Annotated in this window: 17 protein-coding genes and 1 pseudogene; 8 read left to right on the top strand and 10 right to left on the bottom strand. The window is 55.5% G+C overall.

Features of this window, described 5'->3' with window-relative positions:
* The first annotated feature begins 3 nt into the window (after nt 1–3).
* The 3 genes from PYR66_09015 to PYR66_09005 all read left to right on the top strand — a co-directional run bounded on the left by PYR66_09015 (nt 4) and on the right by PYR66_09005 (nt 4048).
* On the top strand, nt 4–756 hold the full coding sequence (locus PYR66_09015; protein WEF29824.1) for a molecular chaperone: 753 nt from the start codon (nt 4–6) through the stop codon (nt 754–756).
* A gap of 2 nt (nt 757–758) precedes the next feature.
* Nucleotides 759–3083, top strand: a complete 2325-nt coding sequence (locus tag PYR66_09010; GenBank protein ID WEF29823.1) for a fimbria/pilus outer membrane usher protein — start codon at nt 759–761, stop codon at nt 3081–3083.
* 77 nt (nt 3084–3160) lie between these two features.
* Nucleotides 3161–4048 (top strand): spore coat protein U domain-containing protein, encoded by an 888-nt coding sequence (locus PYR66_09005; GenBank protein WEF29822.1) that lies wholly within the window; start codon nt 3161–3163, stop codon nt 4046–4048.
* Nucleotides 4049–4435: 387 nt separating this feature from the next.
* Here PYR66_09005 and PYR66_09000 read toward each other — a convergent pair whose 3' ends face one another.
* From PYR66_09000 to yobA, 3 genes are read right to left on the bottom strand one after another with little or no spacing between them, the layout of a single operon-like run.
* Complete coding sequence (locus tag PYR66_09000) at nt 4436–4774, bottom strand: YebY family protein (protein WEF29821.1); 339 nt, start codon at nt 4772–4774, stop codon at nt 4436–4438.
* Nucleotides 4775–4787: 13 nt separating this feature from the next.
* The gene (gene copD, locus PYR66_08995) at nt 4788–5657 is read right to left on the bottom strand and encodes a copper homeostasis membrane protein CopD (protein WEF29820.1); all 870 of its coding nucleotides are present in this window, start codon (nt 5655–5657) and stop codon (nt 4788–4790) included.
* 3 nt (nt 5658–5660) lie between these two features.
* On the bottom strand, nt 5661–6035 hold the full coding sequence (gene yobA, locus PYR66_08990; GenBank protein WEF29819.1) for a CopC domain-containing protein YobA: 375 nt from the start codon (nt 6033–6035) through the stop codon (nt 5661–5663).
* Nucleotides 6036–6169: 134 nt separating this feature from the next.
* Between yobA and PYR66_08985 the strand changes: the two genes are divergently transcribed.
* Together PYR66_08985 and exoX are read left to right on the top strand one after the other, a co-directional pair.
* Nucleotides 6170–6400, top strand: coding sequence for a DNA polymerase III subunit theta (locus tag PYR66_08985; GenBank protein WEF29818.1), 231 nt, complete (start codon nt 6170–6172; stop codon nt 6398–6400).
* A 79-nt stretch (nt 6401–6479) separates the two neighbouring features.
* A complete protein-coding gene (exoX, locus tag PYR66_08980) occupies nt 6480–7139 on the top strand; it encodes an exodeoxyribonuclease X (GenBank protein WEF29817.1) in 660 nt (219 codons plus the stop codon).
* 2 nt (nt 7140–7141) lie between these two features.
* On the opposite strand, the gene ptrB is transcribed toward exoX, so the two are convergent.
* The 3 genes from ptrB to PYR66_08965 form a co-directional block, all read right to left on the bottom strand.
* Nucleotides 7142–9202: an oligopeptidase B gene (ptrB, locus tag PYR66_08975; GenBank protein ID WEF29816.1), complete on the bottom strand. Its 2061-nt coding sequence runs from the start codon at nt 9200–9202 to the stop codon at nt 7142–7144.
* 120 nt (nt 9203–9322) lie between these two features.
* Nucleotides 9323–9991, bottom strand: coding sequence for a DUF533 domain-containing protein (locus PYR66_08970; protein ID WEF29815.1), 669 nt, complete (start codon nt 9989–9991; stop codon nt 9323–9325).
* A gap of 105 nt (nt 9992–10096) precedes the next feature.
* Complete coding sequence (locus PYR66_08965; protein WEF29814.1) at nt 10097–10450, bottom strand: YebG family protein; 354 nt, start codon at nt 10448–10450, stop codon at nt 10097–10099.
* Between the two features lie 134 nt (nt 10451–10584).
* Between PYR66_08965 and purT the strand changes: the two genes are divergently transcribed.
* The gene (purT, locus tag PYR66_08960; protein ID WEF29813.1) at nt 10585–11763 is read left to right on the top strand and encodes a formate-dependent phosphoribosylglycinamide formyltransferase; all 1179 of its coding nucleotides are present in this window, start codon (nt 10585–10587) and stop codon (nt 11761–11763) included.
* 53 nt (nt 11764–11816) lie between these two features.
* On the opposite strand, the gene PYR66_08955 is transcribed toward purT, so the two are convergent.
* From PYR66_08955 to zwf, 3 genes are all read right to left on the bottom strand, one after another.
* On the bottom strand, nt 11817–12458 hold the full coding sequence (locus PYR66_08955; GenBank protein WEF29812.1) for a bifunctional 4-hydroxy-2-oxoglutarate aldolase/2-dehydro-3-deoxy-phosphogluconate aldolase: 642 nt from the start codon (nt 12456–12458) through the stop codon (nt 11817–11819).
* Between the two features lie 39 nt (nt 12459–12497).
* Entirely contained in the window at nt 12498–14309 is a 1812-nt protein-coding gene (gene edd / locus PYR66_08950; protein WEF29811.1) for a phosphogluconate dehydratase, read from the bottom strand.
* Between the two features lie 222 nt (nt 14310–14531).
* Nucleotides 14532–16007: a glucose-6-phosphate dehydrogenase gene (gene zwf, locus PYR66_08945; protein ID WEF29810.1), complete on the bottom strand. Its 1476-nt coding sequence runs from the start codon at nt 16005–16007 to the stop codon at nt 14532–14534.
* Nucleotides 16008–16326: 319 nt separating this feature from the next.
* Here zwf and PYR66_08940 point away from each other — a divergent pair.
* Together PYR66_08940 and pyk are read left to right on the top strand one after the other, a co-directional pair.
* Nucleotides 16327–17231: pseudogene (locus PYR66_08940) on the top strand (MurR/RpiR family transcriptional regulator).
* 125 nt (nt 17232–17356) lie between these two features.
* Nucleotides 17357–18799: a pyruvate kinase gene (gene pyk, locus PYR66_08935; GenBank protein WEF29809.1), complete on the top strand. Its 1443-nt coding sequence runs from the start codon at nt 17357–17359 to the stop codon at nt 18797–18799.
* A gap of 560 nt (nt 18800–19359) precedes the next feature.
* Here the strand turns inward: pyk and lpxM are convergent.
* The gene (gene lpxM, locus PYR66_08930) at nt 19360–20331 is read right to left on the bottom strand and encodes a lauroyl-Kdo(2)-lipid IV(A) myristoyltransferase (protein WEF29808.1); all 972 of its coding nucleotides are present in this window, start codon (nt 20329–20331) and stop codon (nt 19360–19362) included.
* Nucleotides 20332–20419: the final 88 nt, after the last annotated feature.

Raw genomic sequence — 20419 nt, 5'->3', positions numbered from 1 at the left:
AATATGATTCGTCGTAGCATTGTACTCATTTTACTTAGCTCATCGATCTGCTCTACCGCCTGGTCCGCCAGCTCCGTGCTGGTCTGGCCCATTTTTCAAACTATCAGCGCCAGCGAAAAAGGCTCTGAGCTGTGGCTTGAAAACCGCGGCACCACCACGGTAAATTTACAGCTACGTATATTCGGCTGGGACCAAAAAGAATCCAAAGATGTTTACGCTGACCAAAGCGATGTGGTCTCCAGCCCGCCTTTTGCCAGTGTGCAACCTGGGCAACGCCAACTGATCAGGCTGATGCGCGTATCGCCCGTCGCCAGCGGCATGGAAAAATCCTACCGGATTGTTATTGATGAAATCCCTTCGGCTCAATCGACAAAACAGACCGGCAAAAGCTCCGCTGGGCTCAATATGCGCATGCGCTATGTGTTACCTCTGTTTACCTACGGACAGGGTTCCGAGCCGCTGAAGATGGAAAGCAGCGCCGAGCCGATCAGAACCGCGCTAAGCTGGTCTCTTGCTGGTCAGAATCTGTGCATTAACAATGCCGGGAATCAACATGCCAGACTGAGTCATGTCTACTGGGCAGTGTCAGCAGGGAAACCGCAGCTCGAACAAACTCAGGGGCTATTAGGCTATGTCCTGGCAAAACGTCGTGTCTGTTTCCCGACGTCAAGCCGCTCGGGGAACGCGTCCGGCATGCGCCTGTTTGCGAAATTGACCGACAATAGCCAGGCGGTGGAAATTCCGGCTGCACGTTAACCATGAGGCTTCTCACTGGAACCAGTGGTCTGCTGGCGATGGCTTCGGCAACGGTCTGGTCGGCTACCTATGATTCATTACCCGCACCTGCGACTGTACTCAGCCAGCAGCAGGAATATGTGCTGTATTTGGGGATTTCCGTCAATGGTAATGCCCCGGAGGGAACGGTGCCGGTTAAAGTGGTAGGTGAGCACTACTGGGTTTCTGCCGCCGTACTGAAACAGCTCAGGATCCCGCTAACCAGCCGCGAAACCCTGGTTGACGTCAGCCAAATCGCTGATGTCAAAGTGAACTACGATCGGCCCAACCAGCTGTTGAAATTGACCGTCCCGGATAGCTGGCTGCCGGAACAGCGTATCGGCACTAGCAGCGAGCGAGACTATTTGCAGGCCATCAGCACTCCGGGACTGCTGTTTAACTACGATTCCTATAGTCTGGCGGCCTCTACCGGCGATCGGACCACCAGCACATCCGCGGAATTCCGCTTCTTCGGCCCGGCGGGCGTCTTTTCTAATAATGCCGTTGTCAGGCAGAACTGGTCCTCCCATCACGATGATAGCCAGCAGGGCTATATCCGCTACGATTCGCTATGGAAGTATAGCGACCCGGAAAGCATGCTCAGTTATCAGGCTGGCGACGTGGTCAGCAATGCCTTAACCTGGAGCAGTTCCGTACGTGTTGGCGGCATTCGTCTTAGCCGCAACTTCTCGGTACGCCCGGACCTGATCACCTACCCGTTACTGAATCTTTCCGGTAGCGCGGCGGTCCCCTCCAGCGTCGATCTCTTTATCAACGGCTACAAAGCCAGTTCAACGCAAATCAACGGCGGCCCGTACACCCTGACTAACGTGCCCTATATCAGCGGAGCCGGCGAAGCCACCATTGTCACGACCGATGCGCTAGGTCGCCAGGTCTCCACCAGTGTGCCCTTCTACGTCTCCAACATCCTTCTGCGTCAGGGACTGAGCGATTTCGATTTCACGCTCGGCGCGTTGCGGAATAATTATGGCATTAAAAACGCCGATTATGGCGCAGGCGCCGTCAGCGCTATCTATCGCTACGGATTGACCAACTGGCTGACCGTATCGACGCATACTGAAGATCGGCAAGGATTAACCAATGCCGGCGTCGGTAGCGATATCGGTATTGGCACGCTGGGCACACTGAGTCTGTCCACCAGCGCCAGCCAGGGTGATGAACAAGGCCGCCAGTATTCCGCAGGTTATTCGTATTACGGCAATATCTGGGGGATCAACTACCAGCATATTCAGCGCAGCGAGAATTTCGCCAATCTCAGCAGTTACCGTTCGACGGCAACGCTCAGCCGCCAGTCAGACCAGGCGACGTTAAGTCTCAACCCGTGGGGAAGAGTACTTGGCTCATTTAGCCTTGGTTATTTCGATATTCAGGCTCACGACAGCAGCCGCACCCGGCTGATGAACTTTTCGTGGAGTCGCAGCCTGTGGCGTAACAGCAGCTTCAACGTCAGCATTAACCGGGACCTGCAGGCAAACACCTACTCCAGCATGATGCAGATAACGATTCCCTTCGATAGTTTCGGTTCGCTGCAGTTAAGCGGCCAACGCGCCAGTTCCGGCCAATGGGGGCAAAACGTCTCGTACAATCGTTCCGCGCCCGCGGAAGGCGGATTCGGCTGGAATCTGGCTCACTCCATCAGCGGAGATCGCTACAGCCAAGCTGATATGACCTGGGTGAACGATGTTTCCACCTTAAGCGGCGGCTATTACGGTTCACAGCATAGTCATCAGAGTTGGTTCGAAGCGGCAGGATCAGTGGTGCTGATGGACAACAGCTTATTCGCTGCTCGCCGAATTAGCGATGCCTTTATCGTTGTCTCGACAGCAGGCTACCCGGATGTTGCGGTCAATTACGAAAATCGTAAAGTCGGCACGACTGACAATAGTGGCCACCTGCTGATCCCGTGGGCAACGGCCTGGTATCCGGGAAAAGTGACTCTCGACACCCTACCGCTGCCAACAGACGTTGAGGCACAGGTAGTGGAAAAGCACATTGCGGTGCGGGAAGCCAGCGGCGCGTTAGTTGATTTCCCGGTAACCCGCGTCCGTTCAGCCTCTATTACTCTGGTCGATAAAACGGGCCAGCCCCTGCCGCTGGGCACGCCAGTTGAGGAGACCAGCAGCCAGCAGGCAGGTCTCGTGGGCTATGACGGGCTAGTATGGTTCAGTCATCTGGGTAGACATAACAGGCTAGTTATTCATGCCGCGGACGGCGAGTGTACTGCGCAATTCGATCTCCCTGAATCGACGCCGGTACCACAGCGCATTGGTCCGATTAGCTGCCATTGAGAATTACGGAGACAACGTTGAAATCGATTATCTTGTTATGTTCATTGCTGTTTTCTCTTTTCCAGATCGAGCCCGCCATGGCGAGCTGCCAAATAAAAGCAAGTTCACCTAACTTTGGCTCAGTGAAGTCTTTTGATGTCGCCTCTACTCCACAAGGCATTATCGCTGGCGCGGGCTTCAGTTGTACCAACCTACTATCGCTTTTCTCTACCAGCACCGTCACAGCGACCATTAAAAACTCGGCAAATAAAAACGGCAGCACGCCGAGGTTGTACAGTAGCGCCAACAATGCCTGGATCCCCTACCAAGTGTGTAAAGACTCTACCTGCTCTCCGGCCTATCAGGTTGATGGCGCCATGACCTGGACTATCAATGCCCTACTTGACCTATTAGGTTTATTTAATACAAGCGATGGGACTATTCCACTCTATTTCCAGACAATAACCGGTAGCAACATCCCCGCGGGCACCTACACCGATACCCTGACCGTAGAATGGAAATACCATTTCTGTCTGGTAGGCGTACTGGGCATATGTGTTGCAGATGATGGTACGTTGACCACACAGGTTAATCTGACCATGACGGTGACCAATTATTGCTACATCGATAACGCGCCAGACGTTGCCTTTTCCCCTGCCGCGCTGGTCGCCAGTTTCAGTGAGGTCAGCGGTCAACTGGCCATCCGCTGCACCCAAAATGCGGCTTACACCATCAATCTCGCCAGTACCAATGCGCTGAACGGCAGTTGGCGGCAAATGAGTCAAATCCTCAATTCAACCACCTATTATCTGCAATACCAGATCTACCAGACTGACGGCAGCGCCTGGACGCCGACAATCAACATCAGCCAGATCGGCAATGGCAGCGCGCAACAAACTAACTTTACGGCCCGCGTGAATACGTCGCAAAGCAACCAACCGGCTGGGGTCTATAGCGATACCGTGCTGGTGACCGTGACTTATTGAGCATTATTGCCCGTTTTTTTGTAAAAGGAATGTTAAGGATAATTTTGTTGTGATATAAGGAAAAAAGCTCGGGATTCAGCAGACCGGGTATGATGAAATGGACTTTGTGACGTGCTGAATAATAGATAAAAAGAGACCGAACACGATTCCTGTATTCGGTCCAGGGAAATGGCTCTTGGGAGAGAGCCGTGCGCTAAAAGTTGGCATTAATGCAGGCTAAGTCGCCTTGCCTTATAAGAATAGTTGACCGTGACAGGTTTTCCAGTCCGCGACAAAAGTGGTTGAAAAATTGCTGGCTAAATCGCACGCGCCAACAAAAAACCGCCGCGCTTCTTAAGCAAACGCTGGCGGTTTTTTATTTTTAAAACAATAAGATACACATGGTTGTTAGCACAATTTTTGCGCACGCTCGATAAACGGCGCAAGACTCATTTTTTGTCCCGGATGCTGCGGATCGTCAGCCTGAATGAGAGATATCGGTTGAGCGGCGGTCTTCCCGGCCTTCACTTCCTGCTCGGCAACATCATTTAGCGGATACTGCACCAGTGTGCTCGGGTTAATCGCATACAGCGCATTACCCGGGCGGCAGGTTAACATCACTTCTTCCCGGGTAAACGCCCAGTTGTCCTTACCTACCTCAAAGCGGCTCACGGTAATGATCTGCGCCGCCAGTGCAGCGCTTGAGCTTGCCAGTAACAACATTGTCAGAACGATTTTTTTCATCATTTAGCCAGTTAATTCAATTAGGTTGCCAGGTCGCAAACAGGCTGACGGCGAAGATCGCCAGCGCCGCGAGCGCCATTTCCAGCTGCGTCGTACGCAAAATAGTCCGTTCAGCCCACGCGCCCTCGCCCGTCATTCGCGGTACCAGAACATACCTGTTCACCAGAGCAATTGCTACCATCCCAGCGACCAGCGCACATTTGAACAACAACATCTCTCCCCACGGAGAGTCGCTAATCAACTGACCCTGTATCAACAGCGTATTACCGATACCGCTGGCAATAGCGCCCGCCACCGCCAGATGACCATAACGGGAAAAACGCATCATGGTCGTTATCGCCGGCTGCCGCCAGCGCCCGTAGGCCAGCCGCAGGCAGTAGATAAACGGCAGCAGCCCGCCGACCCAGGCCGCAACGCAGAATAGATGCACCGCGTGATTAGTCCGCTGCAGCGCGCCGCGCCACCCCTCGTTCATCGCCGCATGCCCGACGCCAGCCAATAACAGCAGTTGCGCGCAGAAAAGCAGTAATAACAATCGCGCCGGACGACGCGGTTTGATCCATACCGTCGCCAGCGCAATCCACGCCAGTACGATCTGCCATAACCAGACGCCGCCGAACTGCGTCCCGCCGACGGCCTGCCAGGTTGCAGGCCGCCAGACATCATTCCAGCCATCGCCCATCAGCCCGCCCTGCGCCATCAGCATCAGAGTGGCTGAGAGAGCGCTTATCAGGAGCAGATGGCGCATCAGCGGGTAAAACCGCTGCATCAGCAGGCGTCGTAGCGTGTCTGGCGCCCACCATGCACCGTACAGCGCACAACCGAAGGCCGCCATCAATGAGATGAAATGGACAAACCGCAGGCCAATATACAGTGCCGTCAGCATGGTTTACTTCACGCTGAAATGGTATTGCCCTTTGGTTTTGTGGCCGTCAACGGAGACCACATGCCAGTCGACGGTGTAGTCGCCAGCAGCCAGCGGTTGCGTCAATGGCAACGTCAACTGCGCCTTATTGCTGTCGCTGCGCACCAGTTTGCCTGTGGCGATGGTGTTTTGCTGCGCGCCGCTGAGGGTCACGCCGCTAAAGGCGGTTTCGACCCCTTCGCTAAAGGTTAAGGTCAATGCCTGCGGTGACGCGGATACCGTCGAATCGGCGGCAGGCGTTTGCTGTTGCAAGTGTGCGTGGGCAAAGGCGCTGGTAGTGGTAAGCGCGGCGCTAAGAAACACAGCGGCGTACAGCGCACGTCCGGCGATGGTTCGCATAATCGTCATTCCTTTTTGTTATGTATGTAGCACAGAGAATAACCCTGTATAATGGCAGAGTCGAGCTAAGCATCCGGGACTTGCCTTTCAGCGTCACGCTTAGTAACTTTTGCGCCGTGATGAAGGAGGAAGCGATGGAAAAAAATCTGGCAAAAATTTCACAAGATGAAATGGACAAGATCAACGTTGACCTGGCAGCTGCTGGCGTCGCCTTTAAGGAACGCTACAATATGCCCGTCGTCGCGGATCTGGTCGAAAGAGAACAGCCAGCGCATTTACGCGACTGGTTCCGTGAACGATTGATCGCACACCGTCTGGCGTCGGTTTCACTCTCTCGCCTGCCTTATGAACCAAAACAGAAATGATCGCCCGTTCCTTAAGGTTCCCCCCATTGGCAAGAGCCGCGCATTCTATTACGCTGGTTTCTTTGGCGAGGAGTAAGCCATGCTGCGCGTAATCGATACAGAAACCTGCGGATTGCAGGGCGGCATCGTAGAAATTGCCTCCGTCGATATCGTCGACGGTCATATCACCAATCCCATGAGCCATCTGGTGCGCCCTGACCGCCCTATCAGCCCGCAGGCAATGGCTATCCACCGCATCACCGAAGAGATGGTGGCCGATAAACCGTGGATCGAAGAGATTGTGCCGCAATACCAGGGCAGCCCGTGGTACGTCGCGCACAATGCCAGTTTTGACCGCCGGGTGCTGCCGGAAATGAACGGCGAATGGATCTGTACCATGAAACTGGCGCGCCGCCTGTGGCCCGGCATTAAGTACAGCAATATGGGATTGTATAAATCGCGCAAGCTGAGCGTCGCCACGCCGCCGGGTTTGCATCAGCACCGGGCCTTATACGACTGCTATATCACCGCGGCGCTGCTGCTGGATATTATGCAAGTGTCAGGATGGTCGCCGGATGACATGGCAAACATCACCGGCCGCCCGGCGCTGTTAACCACATTTACCTTCGGCAAATACCGCGGTAAGGCAGTGTCGGAAGTGGCGGAAAACGATCCAGGCTATCTGCGTTGGTTGTTCAATAACCTGGACCGAATGAGCCCCGAGCTGCGCTTAACCCTGAAGCACTATCTCGGCGAGTAAACCTACACCTCTGCTTTACCAGGCAAGGTTCCCTGCGCGAGGGCGATCAAGAAGGCGTATTCCAGCGCCACGCCCTCGTAGCTTTTAAAACGCCCTGACTTGCCGCCGTGTCCGGAATCCATATCGGTACACAGCAGCAGCAGGTTATCGTCGGTTTTCAGTTCACGCAGCTTCGCCACCCACTTCGCCGGTTCCCAGTATTGTACTTGCGAATCATGCAGTCCGGTGGTCACCAGCATGTGCGGGTAAGCCTGGGCGGTGACGCCGTCGTAGGGACTATAGCTTTTCATATAGCGATAGTAGGTTTCATCCTGCGGATTTCCCCACTCTTCAAACTCACCCGTGGTCAGCGGAATAGATTCATCCAGCATGGTGGTCAACACGTCAACGAACGGCACTTGCGCCACCACGCCGTGGAACCGTTCAGGACGTTGGTTTATCGCCACCCCCATCAGCATGCCGCCTGCGCTGCCCCCCATGCCGTAACACAGTCGCGGATTGCCGTATTGCTGCGCCAGCAGCGCATCGCACACGTCGAGATAGTCGTTAAAGGTGTTCTTTTTACAGAGAAACTTACCGTCTTCATACCACTGTTGACCAAGCTCGCCGCCGCCGCGAATATGGGCGATAGCAAAGACAAAACCACGGTCAAGCAGGCTGAGGCGGCTGGCGCTAAAATCCGCATCCATGCTGGCGCCGTAAGAGCCATAGCCGTAGACCAGTAGCGGGTTACTCCCTTTGCGAAAATGCTCGCGGTGGTAAACCAGCGATACCGGCACCTCAACGCCGTCTCTCGCTTTCACCCACAGGTGCTCGCTGCGATAACGAGCGGCATCAAAACCTTTCACCTCCTGCTGTTTGATAACCCTCCGCTCGCCGGTATCCATATCCAGTTCAAAGAGCGTATCCGGCGTGGTCATCGACGAATAGCCATAGCGCAGGCGCGAGGTTTCCGGCTCCGGATTATAGGCAAGCCAGGTAACGTAGGCTGGATCGTCAAAGGCGATGCCAACCACTTCCCGCGTTTTGCGGTTGATTTGCCGCAGGCTAGTCAAACCTCGCTGGCGTTCTTCAACCACCAGCCAATCAGTAAACAGGGTAAAGCCTTCGAGCATCACGTCGGGACGTGCGGGGATCAGCGTTTGCCACTGCAGCTCATCACGCAGCACGGTACGATAGAGGCCGAAGTTTTTGCCTTCGCGGTTCGAGCGAAGATAAAACGCATGTTGGTAGTGATCGAGACTGTACTCATGATCCTTGCGCCGCGGCAGGAAGCACACCGGTGCGGCATCCGGCAGTTCGGGATTGAGTAGCAGAACTTCACTGGTCGTCGCGCTGGAAAGAGAGATAACCACAAACTGTTGCGAGGTAGTTTTATGCACGCTGACGTAGAAAGTGTCGTCTTTTTCTTCGTACACCAGAACATCGCTGGCGGCGGGCGTACCGATCGCATGCCGCCAGACCTGATACGGCAGCAGCGTCGTCGGGTGCTTACGCACATACCACAGAAAGCGCGAGTCGTTGCTCCAGGCAAACTCCGGCGTGACGTTTTCCAGCGCCTCCGTGGACCATTCGCCGCTGTTCAGATCATGGAAACGCAGGCTGTACTGGCGCCGGGAGAGGTAGTCTTCCGCAACCGCCATCAGCCGGTTATTCGGCGCAACGCCTAAGCCGCCCAGGGTATAGAACTCGCTCTTCGCCGCCCGCTGGTTAGCGTCAAGCAAGACCTCCCAGGCATCCCACTCCTCTTTGAGCACCGACTGGCGTTGGTAAATGGCGTATTCACAGCCCGGTTCATAGACCTGGCGATAACGGTAACCATTCTTGCTGTAAGGGGCGGACACTTCACGCGGCGGGATGCGGTCGATTATCTCCTTCAGTACCCGCTCCTGCAGATGACTTTGCGAGGCCATCACCTTTTTGCCGTAATCATTTTCCTGATGGAGATAATCCAGTACTTCCGGCCGCGCGCGATCGTCGTCGCGCAACCAGTAGTAATTATCGATGCGAGTATCGCCATGAAGCGTCATGGTGTGGGGGATCCGTTTGGCTTTTGGTAGCATGCGTTATTCTTCTGCGTCTTATTATGGAAGCACGACATCGTTCGGCCATCACGCGCGAGAACGATGTCGTGTCTATAAGGTTGGCAAAAGTCACCAGCGATGCAAGCGAAACGTGGTGATTTACGCGGTTAGCGCCTGCTTTTGTGCCTGAATATCGCGTTCCATCTCTTCGCGGACATCCTGCGGCAGTTTGAGCGCTTCACCCAGCGCATCCAGGTAACTGCGCTCCATAAAGTGGTCGATATCAATCACCGCGCAGCTAAGATAATAAATCTCCAGCGCTTCTTGTCCATCGCGCACGCTCTGCGCCAGACGCTGCGGATCAAGAGGCTGGGTTAATACCCGGTCGATCAATACCCTGCCCTGTACGTCGATGTCCGCCGCCCGCAATTGTTCTTCAATATGCTGGCGTTCGCGCTCATCAATATGGCCGTCGCTTTTGGCGGCAAAGACCAGCGCAGTAATAAGTCGCTCGCTGCGCGCATCGAGCGCGACCGGCTCTGGAACCCTCTCCCCCTCCGGCGAGGCACCGGTCTGCTGACCACGCATTTTTTGCTGGTACTTATTCCACAGCACGCTGCCCGCTACTGCGCCGCCGCCGACCAGTAACGCACCGGCGCCGTATTTCGCCAACAGTTTTCGCGATGACTTACTGGCGACTAATAACCCGGCAAGCCCGCCCAGCGCCCCCGGAAGCAGCAGATTTTTACCGGATGATGATTTTTCAGACGAAGCGGAACTACCCTGCTGACCCAGCAGGGTCTGAAGCTGATTAAGCCAGTTAGCCATAACATTCCTCATAGCGTGATAGGCGACATCATCAGCCTAAACGACGAGACGTCAGGAAATGTTATGGATGGCTAAAGATGCGAAAATTTCCGTTTCGCCCGTTTATCAGGCGGCTTTTGCTTTGCGCGGTTTCTTCACGGCGCCTTCCTCAATGGCAGAAGGCTCATCGGCTACCTGCTCTGGCTCTGGTATCTGCGCCGCCGAATCGGCCTGATCTTCCGCTTCCGGCAGTTTCCCTGACTTCAGAATATGATGTAAGGCATCTTTGCGCTCAGCCAACCACATCGACATGTTGTCGCGCTGGGCTTCATCCAGTTCCAGCGGGCACCCTACCAGCCAGTCATTGAGCACCTCAGCCAGATCGAGCATTTTGTCGTAAGCATCGGCCTCTTTCTTGCTGGCAAAAGACATTTTTTCCTCACCCTCACGGATCACGACGTATTTAATTTCAACCGCCATTGTGCAGCCCCTTTATACTGTATTTATATACAGTATATCAAATTTCGCTGTTATTCTCAACTTACACGCATAAAGACAGACGCAAACGTTTTCGTTTATAATGCGCGGCATCTTTTTTACGCTGAGAGTAGGTTATGACTTTATTAGGCACTGCGCTGCGCCCTGCGGCCACAAAGGTAATGTTGTTAGGTTCCGGCGAGCTCGGCAAAGAAGTCGCCATTGAGTGCCAGCGGCTGGGCATTGAAACGATCGCCGTCGACCGTTATCCCGATGCGCCGGCAATGCAGGTCGCCCACCGTTCACACGTCATTAACATGCTGCACGGCGAAGCGTTACGTGAACTGATCGCTAAGGAACAACCTGATTATATTGTGCCGGAGATCGAAGCGATTGCTACCGACACCCTGGTCGAACTGGAACATGCCGGGCAGAAAGTGGTGCCGACCGCGCGAGCCGCGAAGCTGACCATGAACCGGGAAGGCATTCGCCGCCTGGCGGCCGAAGATCTGCAGCTCCCAACCTCTGCCTATCGCTTTGCCGATAGCGAAGAGGGATTTCGCTCCGCCGTCGCGGAAATCGGTCTGCCCTGCATCGTCAAGCCGGTCATGAGCTCCTCCGGCAAAGGCCAGAGCTTTATCCGCTCAGCCGACCAGCTTAACGTTGCCTGGCAATACGCCCAGCAAGGCGGGCGCGCAGGCGCCGGACGCGTCATCGTCGAAGGCGTGGTTAACTTTGATTTTGAAATCACCCTACTGACCGTCAGCGCCGTCGACGGCGTACATTTCTGCGCGCCGGTTGGCCATCGTCAGGAAGATGGCGACTACCGCGAATCCTGGCAACCGCAGCACATGAGTGAGCTCGCCCTGGAGCGCGCACAGGAGATCGCCCGCAAGGTCGTGCTGGCGCTGGGCGGCTACGGTTTGTTCGGCGTTGAACTGTTCGTTTGCGGCGATGAGGTTATCTTCAGCGAGGTCTCCCCTCGCCCGCACGATACCGGCATGGTTACCCTGATCTCGCAGGATCTGTCGGAATTCGCTTTGCACGTTCGCGCCTTCCTCGGCCTGCCGATCGGCGCGATCCGCCAGTATGGTCCGGCGGCATCGGCGGTGATTTTACCGCAGCTCACCAGCGAGAACGTCACCTTCGGCAACCTGCAGGCTGCCGTCGGCTCAGGGCTGCAGCTACGTCTGTTCGGCAAGCCGGAAATCGCCGGCGCGCGTCGTCTTGGCGTCACCCTGGCCGTCGCCGACAACGTCGATGACGCCATCACCCGCGCCAAAACCGCCGCCGCCGCGGTCGTCATTCAGGGATAAAAAAAGCCCGGTCGCTTGCGCGTACCGGGCTTCTGTTCTTTAAGGTGCGTAAATTATTTCGCGCCTTCTACCGCTTCGCGAGCAAGCTTAGTGATACGGTCATAGTCACCCGCTTCCAGCGCGTCGGCCGGAACCAACCAGGAACCCCCGATGCACAGTACGCTGTTCAGCGCCAGGTAATCGCGATAGTTCGCCGGAGAGATGCCGCCAGTCGGGCAAAAACGGATATGGCCGAACGGGCCAGCAATCGCCTGCAGCGCCTTCACGCCACCGTTAGCTTCCGCCGGGAAGAACTTGAACTCTTTCAGACCATACTGCATACCCAGCATCAGCTCGGATACCGTGCTGATACCAGGGATCAGCGGGATGGTGCCTTCTTCAGTCGCCGCCTGCAGCAGGGACTCGGTCAGGCCCGGGCTGATAGCAAACTGCGCTCCTGCATCAGTAACGGCTTTCAGTTGCTCAACGTTAGTCACGGTACCGGCGCCGACGATGGCGTCCGGCACTTCTTTCGCGATGGCGCGAATAGCGTCCAGCGCGCACTCGGTGCGCAGAGTCACTTCCAGAACGCGTACGCCGCCTGCTACCAGCGCTTTTGCCATCGGCACAGCGTGTTCCAGCTTTTTCACCACGATGACCGGGACTACCGGGCCGTTAGTGAGGATTGCTTCTGCAGTTGTTTTCCAGTTTTTCATCAGAGTTTTTCTCTCGCCAGATCTACAAATCGAATCGTCTTAAAAAGTGATGCAGGTTGCGCCCTGCTCGGCTCCGGAGAGCTTCTCGCGCAGCGCGCCGAACATCTCGCGGCCGGTACCGACCCGGGAACCGCTCAGGTCAGGAATATGCGGCTGACGCGCGGCCAGCTCGGCGTCATCCACCAGCAGGGTGAGTTCGCCGGTCTGCCCGTTAACGCGAATCATGTCGCCATCGCGCACTTTCGCCAGCAGTCCGCCATCATACGCTTCAGGCGTTACATGGATGGCTGACGGTACCTTGCCGGATGCGCCGGAGAGTCGACCATCGGTCACCAGCGCAATTTTGAAACGGCGGTCCAATAATACACCAAGTGGCGGCATAAGTTTATGTAATTCTGGCATGCCGTTCGCTTTTGGCCCCTGATGGCGCACGACCACAACGCAATCTTTGTCGAGCAGCCCCGCTTCAAACGCCGGCAGAACATCATGCTGGCTTTCAAAAACAATCGCAGGCGCTTCAATAATCTGGTTTTCTACCGGCACGGCGGACGTCTTCATCACCGCGCGCCCCAGGTTGCCACTCAGCACTTTGGTACCGCCGTGGCGGGAGAACGGTTTGTCGAAGGTTGCGATGACCTGATCGTCAAGCGGCGCGCTCGCCCCTTCACGCCAGTCCAGCTCGCCGTTGTTCAGCCATGGCTCCATGGTGTAGCGCGACAGGCCGAAGCCAGCGACGGTGTTAACGTCTTCATGCAGCAGTCCGCCTTTCAGTAGTTCGCGCACCAGCACCGGTACGCCGCCCGCCGCCTGGAAGTGGTTGATATCCGCCGGGCCGTTCGGGTAGAGGCGCGCCAGCAGCGGCACGACGTCGGAAAGGTCGGAGAAGTCATCCCAGTTGATGATAATGCCCGCCGCGCGCGCCATCGCCACCAGGTGCATGGTGTGGTTAGTGGAGCCGCCGGTCGCCAGCAGCGCGACGATGCCGTTGACCACCACTTTTTCGTCAATCATTTTACCAAGCGGCATCCATTCGTTGCCATTGCCGGTCATCCGCGTCACCTGGCGGGCAGCGGCGCAGGTCAGCGCTTCACGCAGCGGTGCGTCCGGGTGAACAAACGAGGAGCCCGGTAGCTGCATGCCCATAAATTCAACCACCATCTGGTTGGTGTTGGCAGTTCCGTAGAACGTACAGGTGCCCGGCGCATGGTAAGAAGCGGCTTCGGATTCGAGCAGCGCCATGCGATCGACTTTACCTTCAGCATACAGCTGGCGAATACGCACTTTTTCTTTATTCGGCAGGCCGCTGGCCATCGGGCCGGAGGGGATGAACACCGACGGCAAATGGCCGAACGACAGCGCCGCCATGGTCAGACCGGGGACAATTTTATCGCACACGCCAAGATACAGCGCACCATCGAACATGTTGTGCGACAGGCCAATAGCGGCGGACATCGCGATCACTTCACGACTCAGCAACGACAGTTCCATACCGTCCTGGCCCTGGGTAACGCCGTCACACATCGCCGGTACACCGCCCGCGACCTGCCCTACGGCGTTGGCAGAGTGCAGCGCTTTGCGGATGATCTCCGGGTAGTGTTCATACGGCTGGTGAGCGGACAACATATCGTTGTAGGAGGTGATAATGGCGATATTATTGCGCAACATGCTTTTCAGCGACGCTTTATCATCGGACTGACAGGCGGCAAAACCGTGTGCCAGATTACCGCAGGCCAACTGCGAGCGATGAACCGTATCGCTTTTGGCTTGATTAATCCGGGCGAGGTAGGCAGAGCGGGTTTCGCGTGACCGTTCGATAATGCGATTTGTTACCCGTAACATTGTCGAGTTCATAAAGGCTCCTCAAAATTTATCTGTCCGCCCACAGCACGATGACGACGTTCAATGGTGTAAATGGCACCACTGCTGGGGCTCAGGGGCAAAATGTCTGAAGGCAGTGTAATAAAAAAAGCCCCGGGGGTGAATCCTCCCGGGGCTTAAAAGATTAAAAATTATGCGCCTGACTGCGCCAGATCATGTTACCGGTAAAATAACTCTCCCGGATTAGAGCTGCGCTTACTCGAATTCGTTCCAGGAACGCCCATCGCGAGTGATCATCGCAACCGATGCCACCGGCCCCCAGGTACCCGCCTGGTAAGGTTTCGGCGCATCGCCGTCTGCCGCCCACGCGCCGGTAATGGAGTCAACCCATTTCCAGGCTTCTTCAACTTCATCACGACGCACGAACAGCGCCTGGATACCACGCATGGTTTCCAGCAGCAGGCGTTCATAGGCATCCGCCAGGTGAGTCTGATTGAAGGTCTCGGAGTAGCTCAGATCCAGCTTAGTGATCTGCAGGTTATGTTTATGGTCGAGGCCTGGTACTTTGTTCAGCACCTGAATATCCACGCCCTCATCCGGCTGCAGACGAATGGTTAACTTGTTCTGCGGCAGTTCCTGCCAGGTCTCTTTAAACAGGTTCAGTTCCGGCGTTTTGAAGTAAACCACCACTTCGGAACATTTGGTCGGTAAACGTTTACCGGTACGCAGGTAAAACGGTACGCCAGCCCAGCGCCAGTTATCGATATCCACGCGGATGGCCACGAAGGTCTCGGTATTGCTGGATTTGTTGGCGCCCTCTTCTTCCAGATAGCCCGGCACTTTTTTACCTTGCGCAAATCCGGCGGTGTACTGACCACGGACGGTTTTTTCACGCACGTTCGAGCGATCGATGCGGCGCAATGATTTCAGCACTTTGACTTTTTCATCACGGATGCTGTCGGCACTGAGATCAGACGGCGGCGACATCGCGATCATGCACAGGATCTGCAGCAGGTGGTTTTGGATCATGTCGCGCATCTGCCCGGCCTGATCGAAGTAGCCCCAGCGGCCCTCGATACCCACTTCTTCCGCCACAGTGATTTCAACGTGGTCGATGGTGCGGCAATCCCAGTTATTAACGAACAGGGAGTTAGCAAAGCGCAACGCCAGCAGGTTCAGTACCGTTTCTTTGCCCAGATAGTGGTCGATGCGGTAAACCTGGCACTCTTCGAAGTATTCGCCAACCTGGTCGTTGATCTCACGGGAGGTTTCCAGCGAAGTTCCCAGCGGTTTTTCCATCACTACCCGCGCTGGCTTAGCGTTCAGTTTCGCTTCGCCCAACCCCTTGCAGATAGCGCCGAAGGTGCTTGGCGGCATTGCGAAGTAGTTGATGGTGACGCGGTTTTCCTGGTCTAGCATTTCACCCAGCCGGGCGAAGCCGCTGGTATCGTTAACATCAAGATTACAGAAATCCAGACGACCACTCAGGGTATCCCACAAACCTTCGTCGATTTTCTCTTTCATGAAGGTTTCTAACGCTTCACGCACCACTTTGGTATAAGCGTCTTTATCCCAGTCAGCACGACCTACGCCGATGATTCGGGTATCAGAGCTAATCTGGCCAGCTTTTTCAAGCTGATACAGGGAAGGCAACAGTTTACGGCGCGCGAGGTCACCCTTCGCGCCGAAAATGACCAGATCGCATGCCTGGGCCGTTTGCGTTACCGCCATGTCATTCTCCTCAGTTGATAGTCTGGTGCTTATGCCAGGCTAAATTTGTAATTTTCTTACGTTGCACTGTACTGTGTTTACGAATTTCCTGAAACCCTTGGCGGTGCTTTCCCGAGGTTACCGCACATAGAGGAAAAGCGTGTGCCGACAATTTGGGCATCAGGCTGATAATGTTCGTTGTTTCGACTGGTTTTCAGTTAGTAAAATACGACTCTGATCATGTAATGAAAAAAAACGACATTTTTTCTCGTCATTCCTCACCGCTTCTGATGGCGGAGGGGTATATTCTTGCTAAAACGCCCAATGATTTCACCCATTAATGAAATCGTTTCCATTGATGAGCGCCTGTTAACAATGAACATGCTGGAAAAAATCCAGTCCCGACTGGAAAACCTTAGCAAATCTGAACGCAAAGTGGCGGAAGTCATTCTTGCCGCCCCCGCGCAGGCCATTCACTCAAGCATTGCGGCACTGGCGCTGGAAGCCTGCGTCAGCGAGCCGACCGTTAACCGATTCTGCCGCAGTCTGGAAACCCGGGGCTTCCCTGATTTTAAACTGCATTTAGCACAAAGTCTGGCACACGGTACGCTGTATGTTAACCGTAATGTTGACGAAGACGACAGCGTCGAATCCTATACGGCGAAAATTTTCGAATCGGCGATGGCCAGCCTCGACCAGGTACATCACGCGCTGGACATGTCGGCGATCAACCGGGCGGTTGATCTGCTCACTCAGGCGAAGAAAATCTCCTTTTTCGGCCTGGGTTCCTCGGCTGCGGTCGCCCACGACGCCATGAACAAATTTTTCCGGTTTAACGTCCCGGTCATCTACTCCGACGATATTGTCCTACAGCGTATGAGCTGTATGAACTGTAACGATGATGACGTGGTGGTCATCATCTCGCATACCGGGCGCACGAAGAGCCTCGTCGAACTGGCGCAACTGGCGCGTGAAAACGATGCCATGGTGATTGCCATCACTTCTGCCGGCACGCCGCTGGCGCGCGAGGCGACGCTGGCGATTACGCTTGATGTCCCGGAAGACACCGATATTTATATGCCGATGGTGTCTCGCCTGGCTCAACTCACGGTCCTTGATGTGCTGGCCACCGGTTTTACTCTCCGGCGGGGAACAAAATTCAGAGATAACTTGAAGAGGGTCAAAGAAGCGCTCAAGGAATCGCGCTTTGATAAAGAACTGCTCATTAGTAGCGATAAACAATAACAGTAATTATAAGTCAGTAACGCATTATGCCTCGGCAGCGTAACGGCACCGCCCATTAGCGGGTTTGGCGCTACCGAATCCATGTTCACGCAACACCAAAGTTGTTTCAGTCAACGGAGTATTACATGTCCAGAAGGCTTCGCAGAACCAAAATCGTAACGACCTTAGGCCCAGCAACTGACCGCGATAACAACCTTGAAAAGGTTATCGCCGCAGGCGCCAACGTCGTGCGTATGAACTTCTCTCACGGTACCCCGGAAGATCACCAGATTCGTGCGGATAAAGTCCGTGAGATTGCGGCAAAACTGGGACGTCACGTCGCGATTCTCGGCGACCTGCAGGGTCCGAAAATCCGCGTATCGACCTTCAAAGAAGGGAAAATTTTCCTCAATATTGGCGACAAATTCCTGCTCGATGCCAACCTGGGTAAAGGTGAAGGCGATAAAGAAAGAGTCGGTATCGACTACAAAGGCCTGCCGGCAGACGTCGTACCAGGCGACATCCTGTTGCTTGATGATGGTCGCGTGCAGTTGAAAGTCCTCGAAGTGCAGGGCATGAAAGTCTTCACTGAGGTGACCGTCGGCGGCCCGCTGTCTAACAATAAAGGCATCAACAAACTGGGCGGCGGTCTGTCTGCAGAAGCCCTGACCGATAAAGACAAAGCCGACATCATTACCGCGGCAAAAATCGGCGTTGATTACCTGGCGGTTTCCTTCCCGCGTTGCGGCGAAGACCTGAACTACGCCCGCCGTCTGGCCCGCGACGCTGGCTGTGATGCGAAAATCGTCGCTAAAGTTGAACGTGCGGAAGCCGTATGCGATCAGGATGCGATGGATGATGTGATCCTCGCCTCCGACGTGGTGATGGTTGCCCGCGGCGACCTCGGCGTAGAAATTGGCGATCCGGAGCTGGTCGGTATTCAGAAAGCGCTAATCCGCCGCGCTCGTCAGCTGAATCGCTCGGTCATTACCGCGACCCAGATGATGGAATCGATGATCACCAACCCAATGCCGACCCGCGCTGAAGTGATGGACGTGGCGAACGCCGTGCTGGACGGTACCGATGCGGTGATGCTGTCTGCGGAAACCGCTGCCGGTCAGTACCCGTCAGAAACCGTCGCCGCGATGGCCCGCGTGTGCCTGGGTGCAGAGAAGATCCCAACCCTCAATGTGTCTAAACACCGCCTGGACGTGCAGTTCGACAACGTTGAAGAGGCCATCGCCATGTCGGCGATGTATGCGGCAAACCACCTGAAAGGTATTACCGCCATCATCACCATGACCGAGTCCGGCCGCACCGCGCTGATGACCTCACGTATTAGCTCCGGTCTGCCCATTTTCGCCCTCTCCCGCCATGAGCGTACGCTGAACCTGACGGCTCTCTACCGCGGCGTGACGCCGGTGCATTTCGACAGCCACAACGACGGCGTTGCCGCCGCGCATGATGCGGTTAACCTGCTGCGTGATAAAGGCTACCTGGTTTCCGGCGACCTGGTGGTGGTGACCCAGGGCGACGTGATGAGTACCATTGGCAGCACTAACACCACCCGTATCCTGACCGTCGAGTAATCGCCGTCCGTAATAAAAAAGCCTCCTTGCGGAGGCTTTTTTATACCGTTCGACAGCGCAGGAACTGTAGCTCTGGGCAAACCGGGAAAATCCCGGGTTACGGCTTACGCCTCGCCCGGGCTACAACCACTTATCCGACCTAACGTTCGACCTGCACCCCGTAGTCCCGCGTAAGCGCCGGAATCGTAGCCCTGCTAAGCGCAGCGCAAACCGGGAAAATCCCGGGTTACGGCTCACGCCTCGCCCGGGCTACAACCACTTATCCGACCTAACGTTCGACCTGCACCCCGTAGGCCCGCGTAAGCGCCGGAATCGTAGCCCTGCTAAGCGCAGCGCAAGCAGGGAAAATCCCGGGTTACGGGTTACGGCTTACGCCTCGCCCGGGCTACAACCACTTATCCGACCTAACGCTCGACCTGCACCCCGTAGTCCCGCGTAAGCGCCGGAATCGTAGCCCTGCTAAGCGCAGCGCAAGCAGGGAAAATCCCAGCCTACCGTTCGACCTGCGCCCCGTAGGCCCGCGCAAGCGCAGCGCCGCCGGGCAATGCTTCAGGTACAGCTTACTTCTTCGGAAATAATTCCTTGCGTTTGTACGGCTCGGTCTCACCCGGTTTGCGCGTCTTCAGTAATTTCAGGATCCAGGTGTACTGCTCGGTATGCGGTTTGACGAAAATCTCAACCTCTTCGTTCATGCGTCGCGCAATCGTCGTATCGTCAGCGTCCAGCAGATCGTCCATCGGCGGGCGCACCAGCACCGTCAGGCGATGAGTCTTGCCATCATACACTGGAAACAGCGGCACCACGCGAGCGCGACAGACTTTCATCAGACGGCCGATCGCCGGTAACGTCGCTTTGTAAGTGGCAAAGAAATCGACAAATTCGCTGTGCTCAGCGCCATGATCCTGATCGGGAAGATAGTAGCCCCAGTAGCCCTGACGCACCGATTGAATAAAGGGTTTAATGCCGTCGTTACGCGCGTGCATCCGACCGCCAAAACGACGACGCACGGTGTTCCAGACGTAATCAAACACCGGGTTGCCCTGGTTATGGAACATCGCCGCCATTTTTTGCCCGCCCGAGGCCATTAACATCGCCGGGATATCCACGCCCCAGGCGTGCGGCACCAGGAAGATGACCTTTTCATTGTTGCGCTGCATCTCTTCGATGATCTCTTTCCCTTGCCAGTCGACACGGGACAAAATACGCGCAGGATCGCGCATCCCGAGTTCAGCCATCATCACCATTGCCTGCGGCGCCGATGCGTACATGGCATCAATAATGGCTTCACGCTCCTGCTCGCTTTTTTCCGGGAAACAGTACAGCAGGTTAATCTGCGCGCGGCGACGCGAGCTTTTCGCCAGGCGGCCAACAAAACGTCCCAGTTTTCCCAGAATTGGGTCACGGAAAGACGGTGGCGTCAGTGCAATACCGGCGAAGGCGAAAACACCCAGCCATGCGCCCCAGTAGCGCGGCAGTAAAAAAGATTTCTCAAATTTGGGGATAAACTCAATATTATTTTTTTTCGTTTCCATGCCCGGTCCGCAAAAGCTCTGCTCAATAAAGATAATGGCTTAGTGTAGCGACACGTCAGTCATCGCACAAAAGAAAAAGCCGGCGCAT

It is taken from the genome of Klebsiella aerogenes, from assembly GCA_029027985.1.
Classification (GTDB): Bacteria; Pseudomonadota; Gammaproteobacteria; order Enterobacterales; family Enterobacteriaceae; genus Klebsiella; species Klebsiella aerogenes_A.
Note: the sequence above shows the minus strand (reverse complement) of the source record. Positions and strands in the feature narration are given on the sequence as shown.

Coding starts and splice junctions, on each gene's coding strand:
- purT (WEF29813.1), top strand. CDS start 10,585: ATGACTTTATTAGGCACTGCGCTGCGCCCTGCGGCCACAAAGGTAATG.
- PYR66_09015 (WEF29824.1), top strand. CDS start 4: ATGATTCGTCGTAGCATTGTACTCATTTTACTTAGCTCATCGATCTGC.
- lpxM (WEF29808.1), bottom strand. CDS start 20,331: ATGGAAACGAAAAAAAATAATATTGAGTTTATCCCCAAATTTGAGAAA.
- exoX (WEF29817.1), top strand. CDS start 6,480: ATGCTGCGCGTAATCGATACAGAAACCTGCGGATTGCAGGGCGGCATC.
- yobA (WEF29819.1), bottom strand. CDS start 6,035: ATGCGAACCATCGCCGGACGTGCGCTGTACGCCGCTGTGTTTCTTAGC.
- PYR66_09010 (WEF29823.1), top strand. CDS start 759: ATGAGGCTTCTCACTGGAACCAGTGGTCTGCTGGCGATGGCTTCGGCA.
- PYR66_08955 (WEF29812.1), bottom strand. CDS start 12,458: ATGAAAAACTGGAAAACAACTGCAGAAGCAATCCTCACTAACGGCCCG.
- copD (WEF29820.1), bottom strand. CDS start 5,657: ATGCTGACGGCACTGTATATTGGCCTGCGGTTTGTCCATTTCATCTCA.
- PYR66_08985 (WEF29818.1), top strand. CDS start 6,170: ATGGAAAAAAATCTGGCAAAAATTTCACAAGATGAAATGGACAAGATC.
- ptrB (WEF29816.1), bottom strand. CDS start 9,202: ATGCTACCAAAAGCCAAACGGATCCCCCACACCATGACGCTTCATGGC.
- edd (WEF29811.1), bottom strand. CDS start 14,309: ATGAACTCGACAATGTTACGGGTAACAAATCGCATTATCGAACGGTCA.
- PYR66_08970 (WEF29815.1), bottom strand. CDS start 9,991: ATGGCTAACTGGCTTAATCAGCTTCAGACCCTGCTGGGTCAGCAGGGT.
- PYR66_09000 (WEF29821.1), bottom strand. CDS start 4,774: ATGATGAAAAAAATCGTTCTGACAATGTTGTTACTGGCAAGCTCAAGC.
- PYR66_09005 (WEF29822.1), top strand. CDS start 3,161: ATGGCGAGCTGCCAAATAAAAGCAAGTTCACCTAACTTTGGCTCAGTG.
- zwf (WEF29810.1), bottom strand. CDS start 16,007: ATGGCGGTAACGCAAACGGCCCAGGCATGCGATCTGGTCATTTTCGGC.
- PYR66_08965 (WEF29814.1), bottom strand. CDS start 10,450: ATGGCGGTTGAAATTAAATACGTCGTGATCCGTGAGGGTGAGGAAAAA.
- pyk (WEF29809.1), top strand. CDS start 17,357: ATGTCCAGAAGGCTTCGCAGAACCAAAATCGTAACGACCTTAGGCCCA.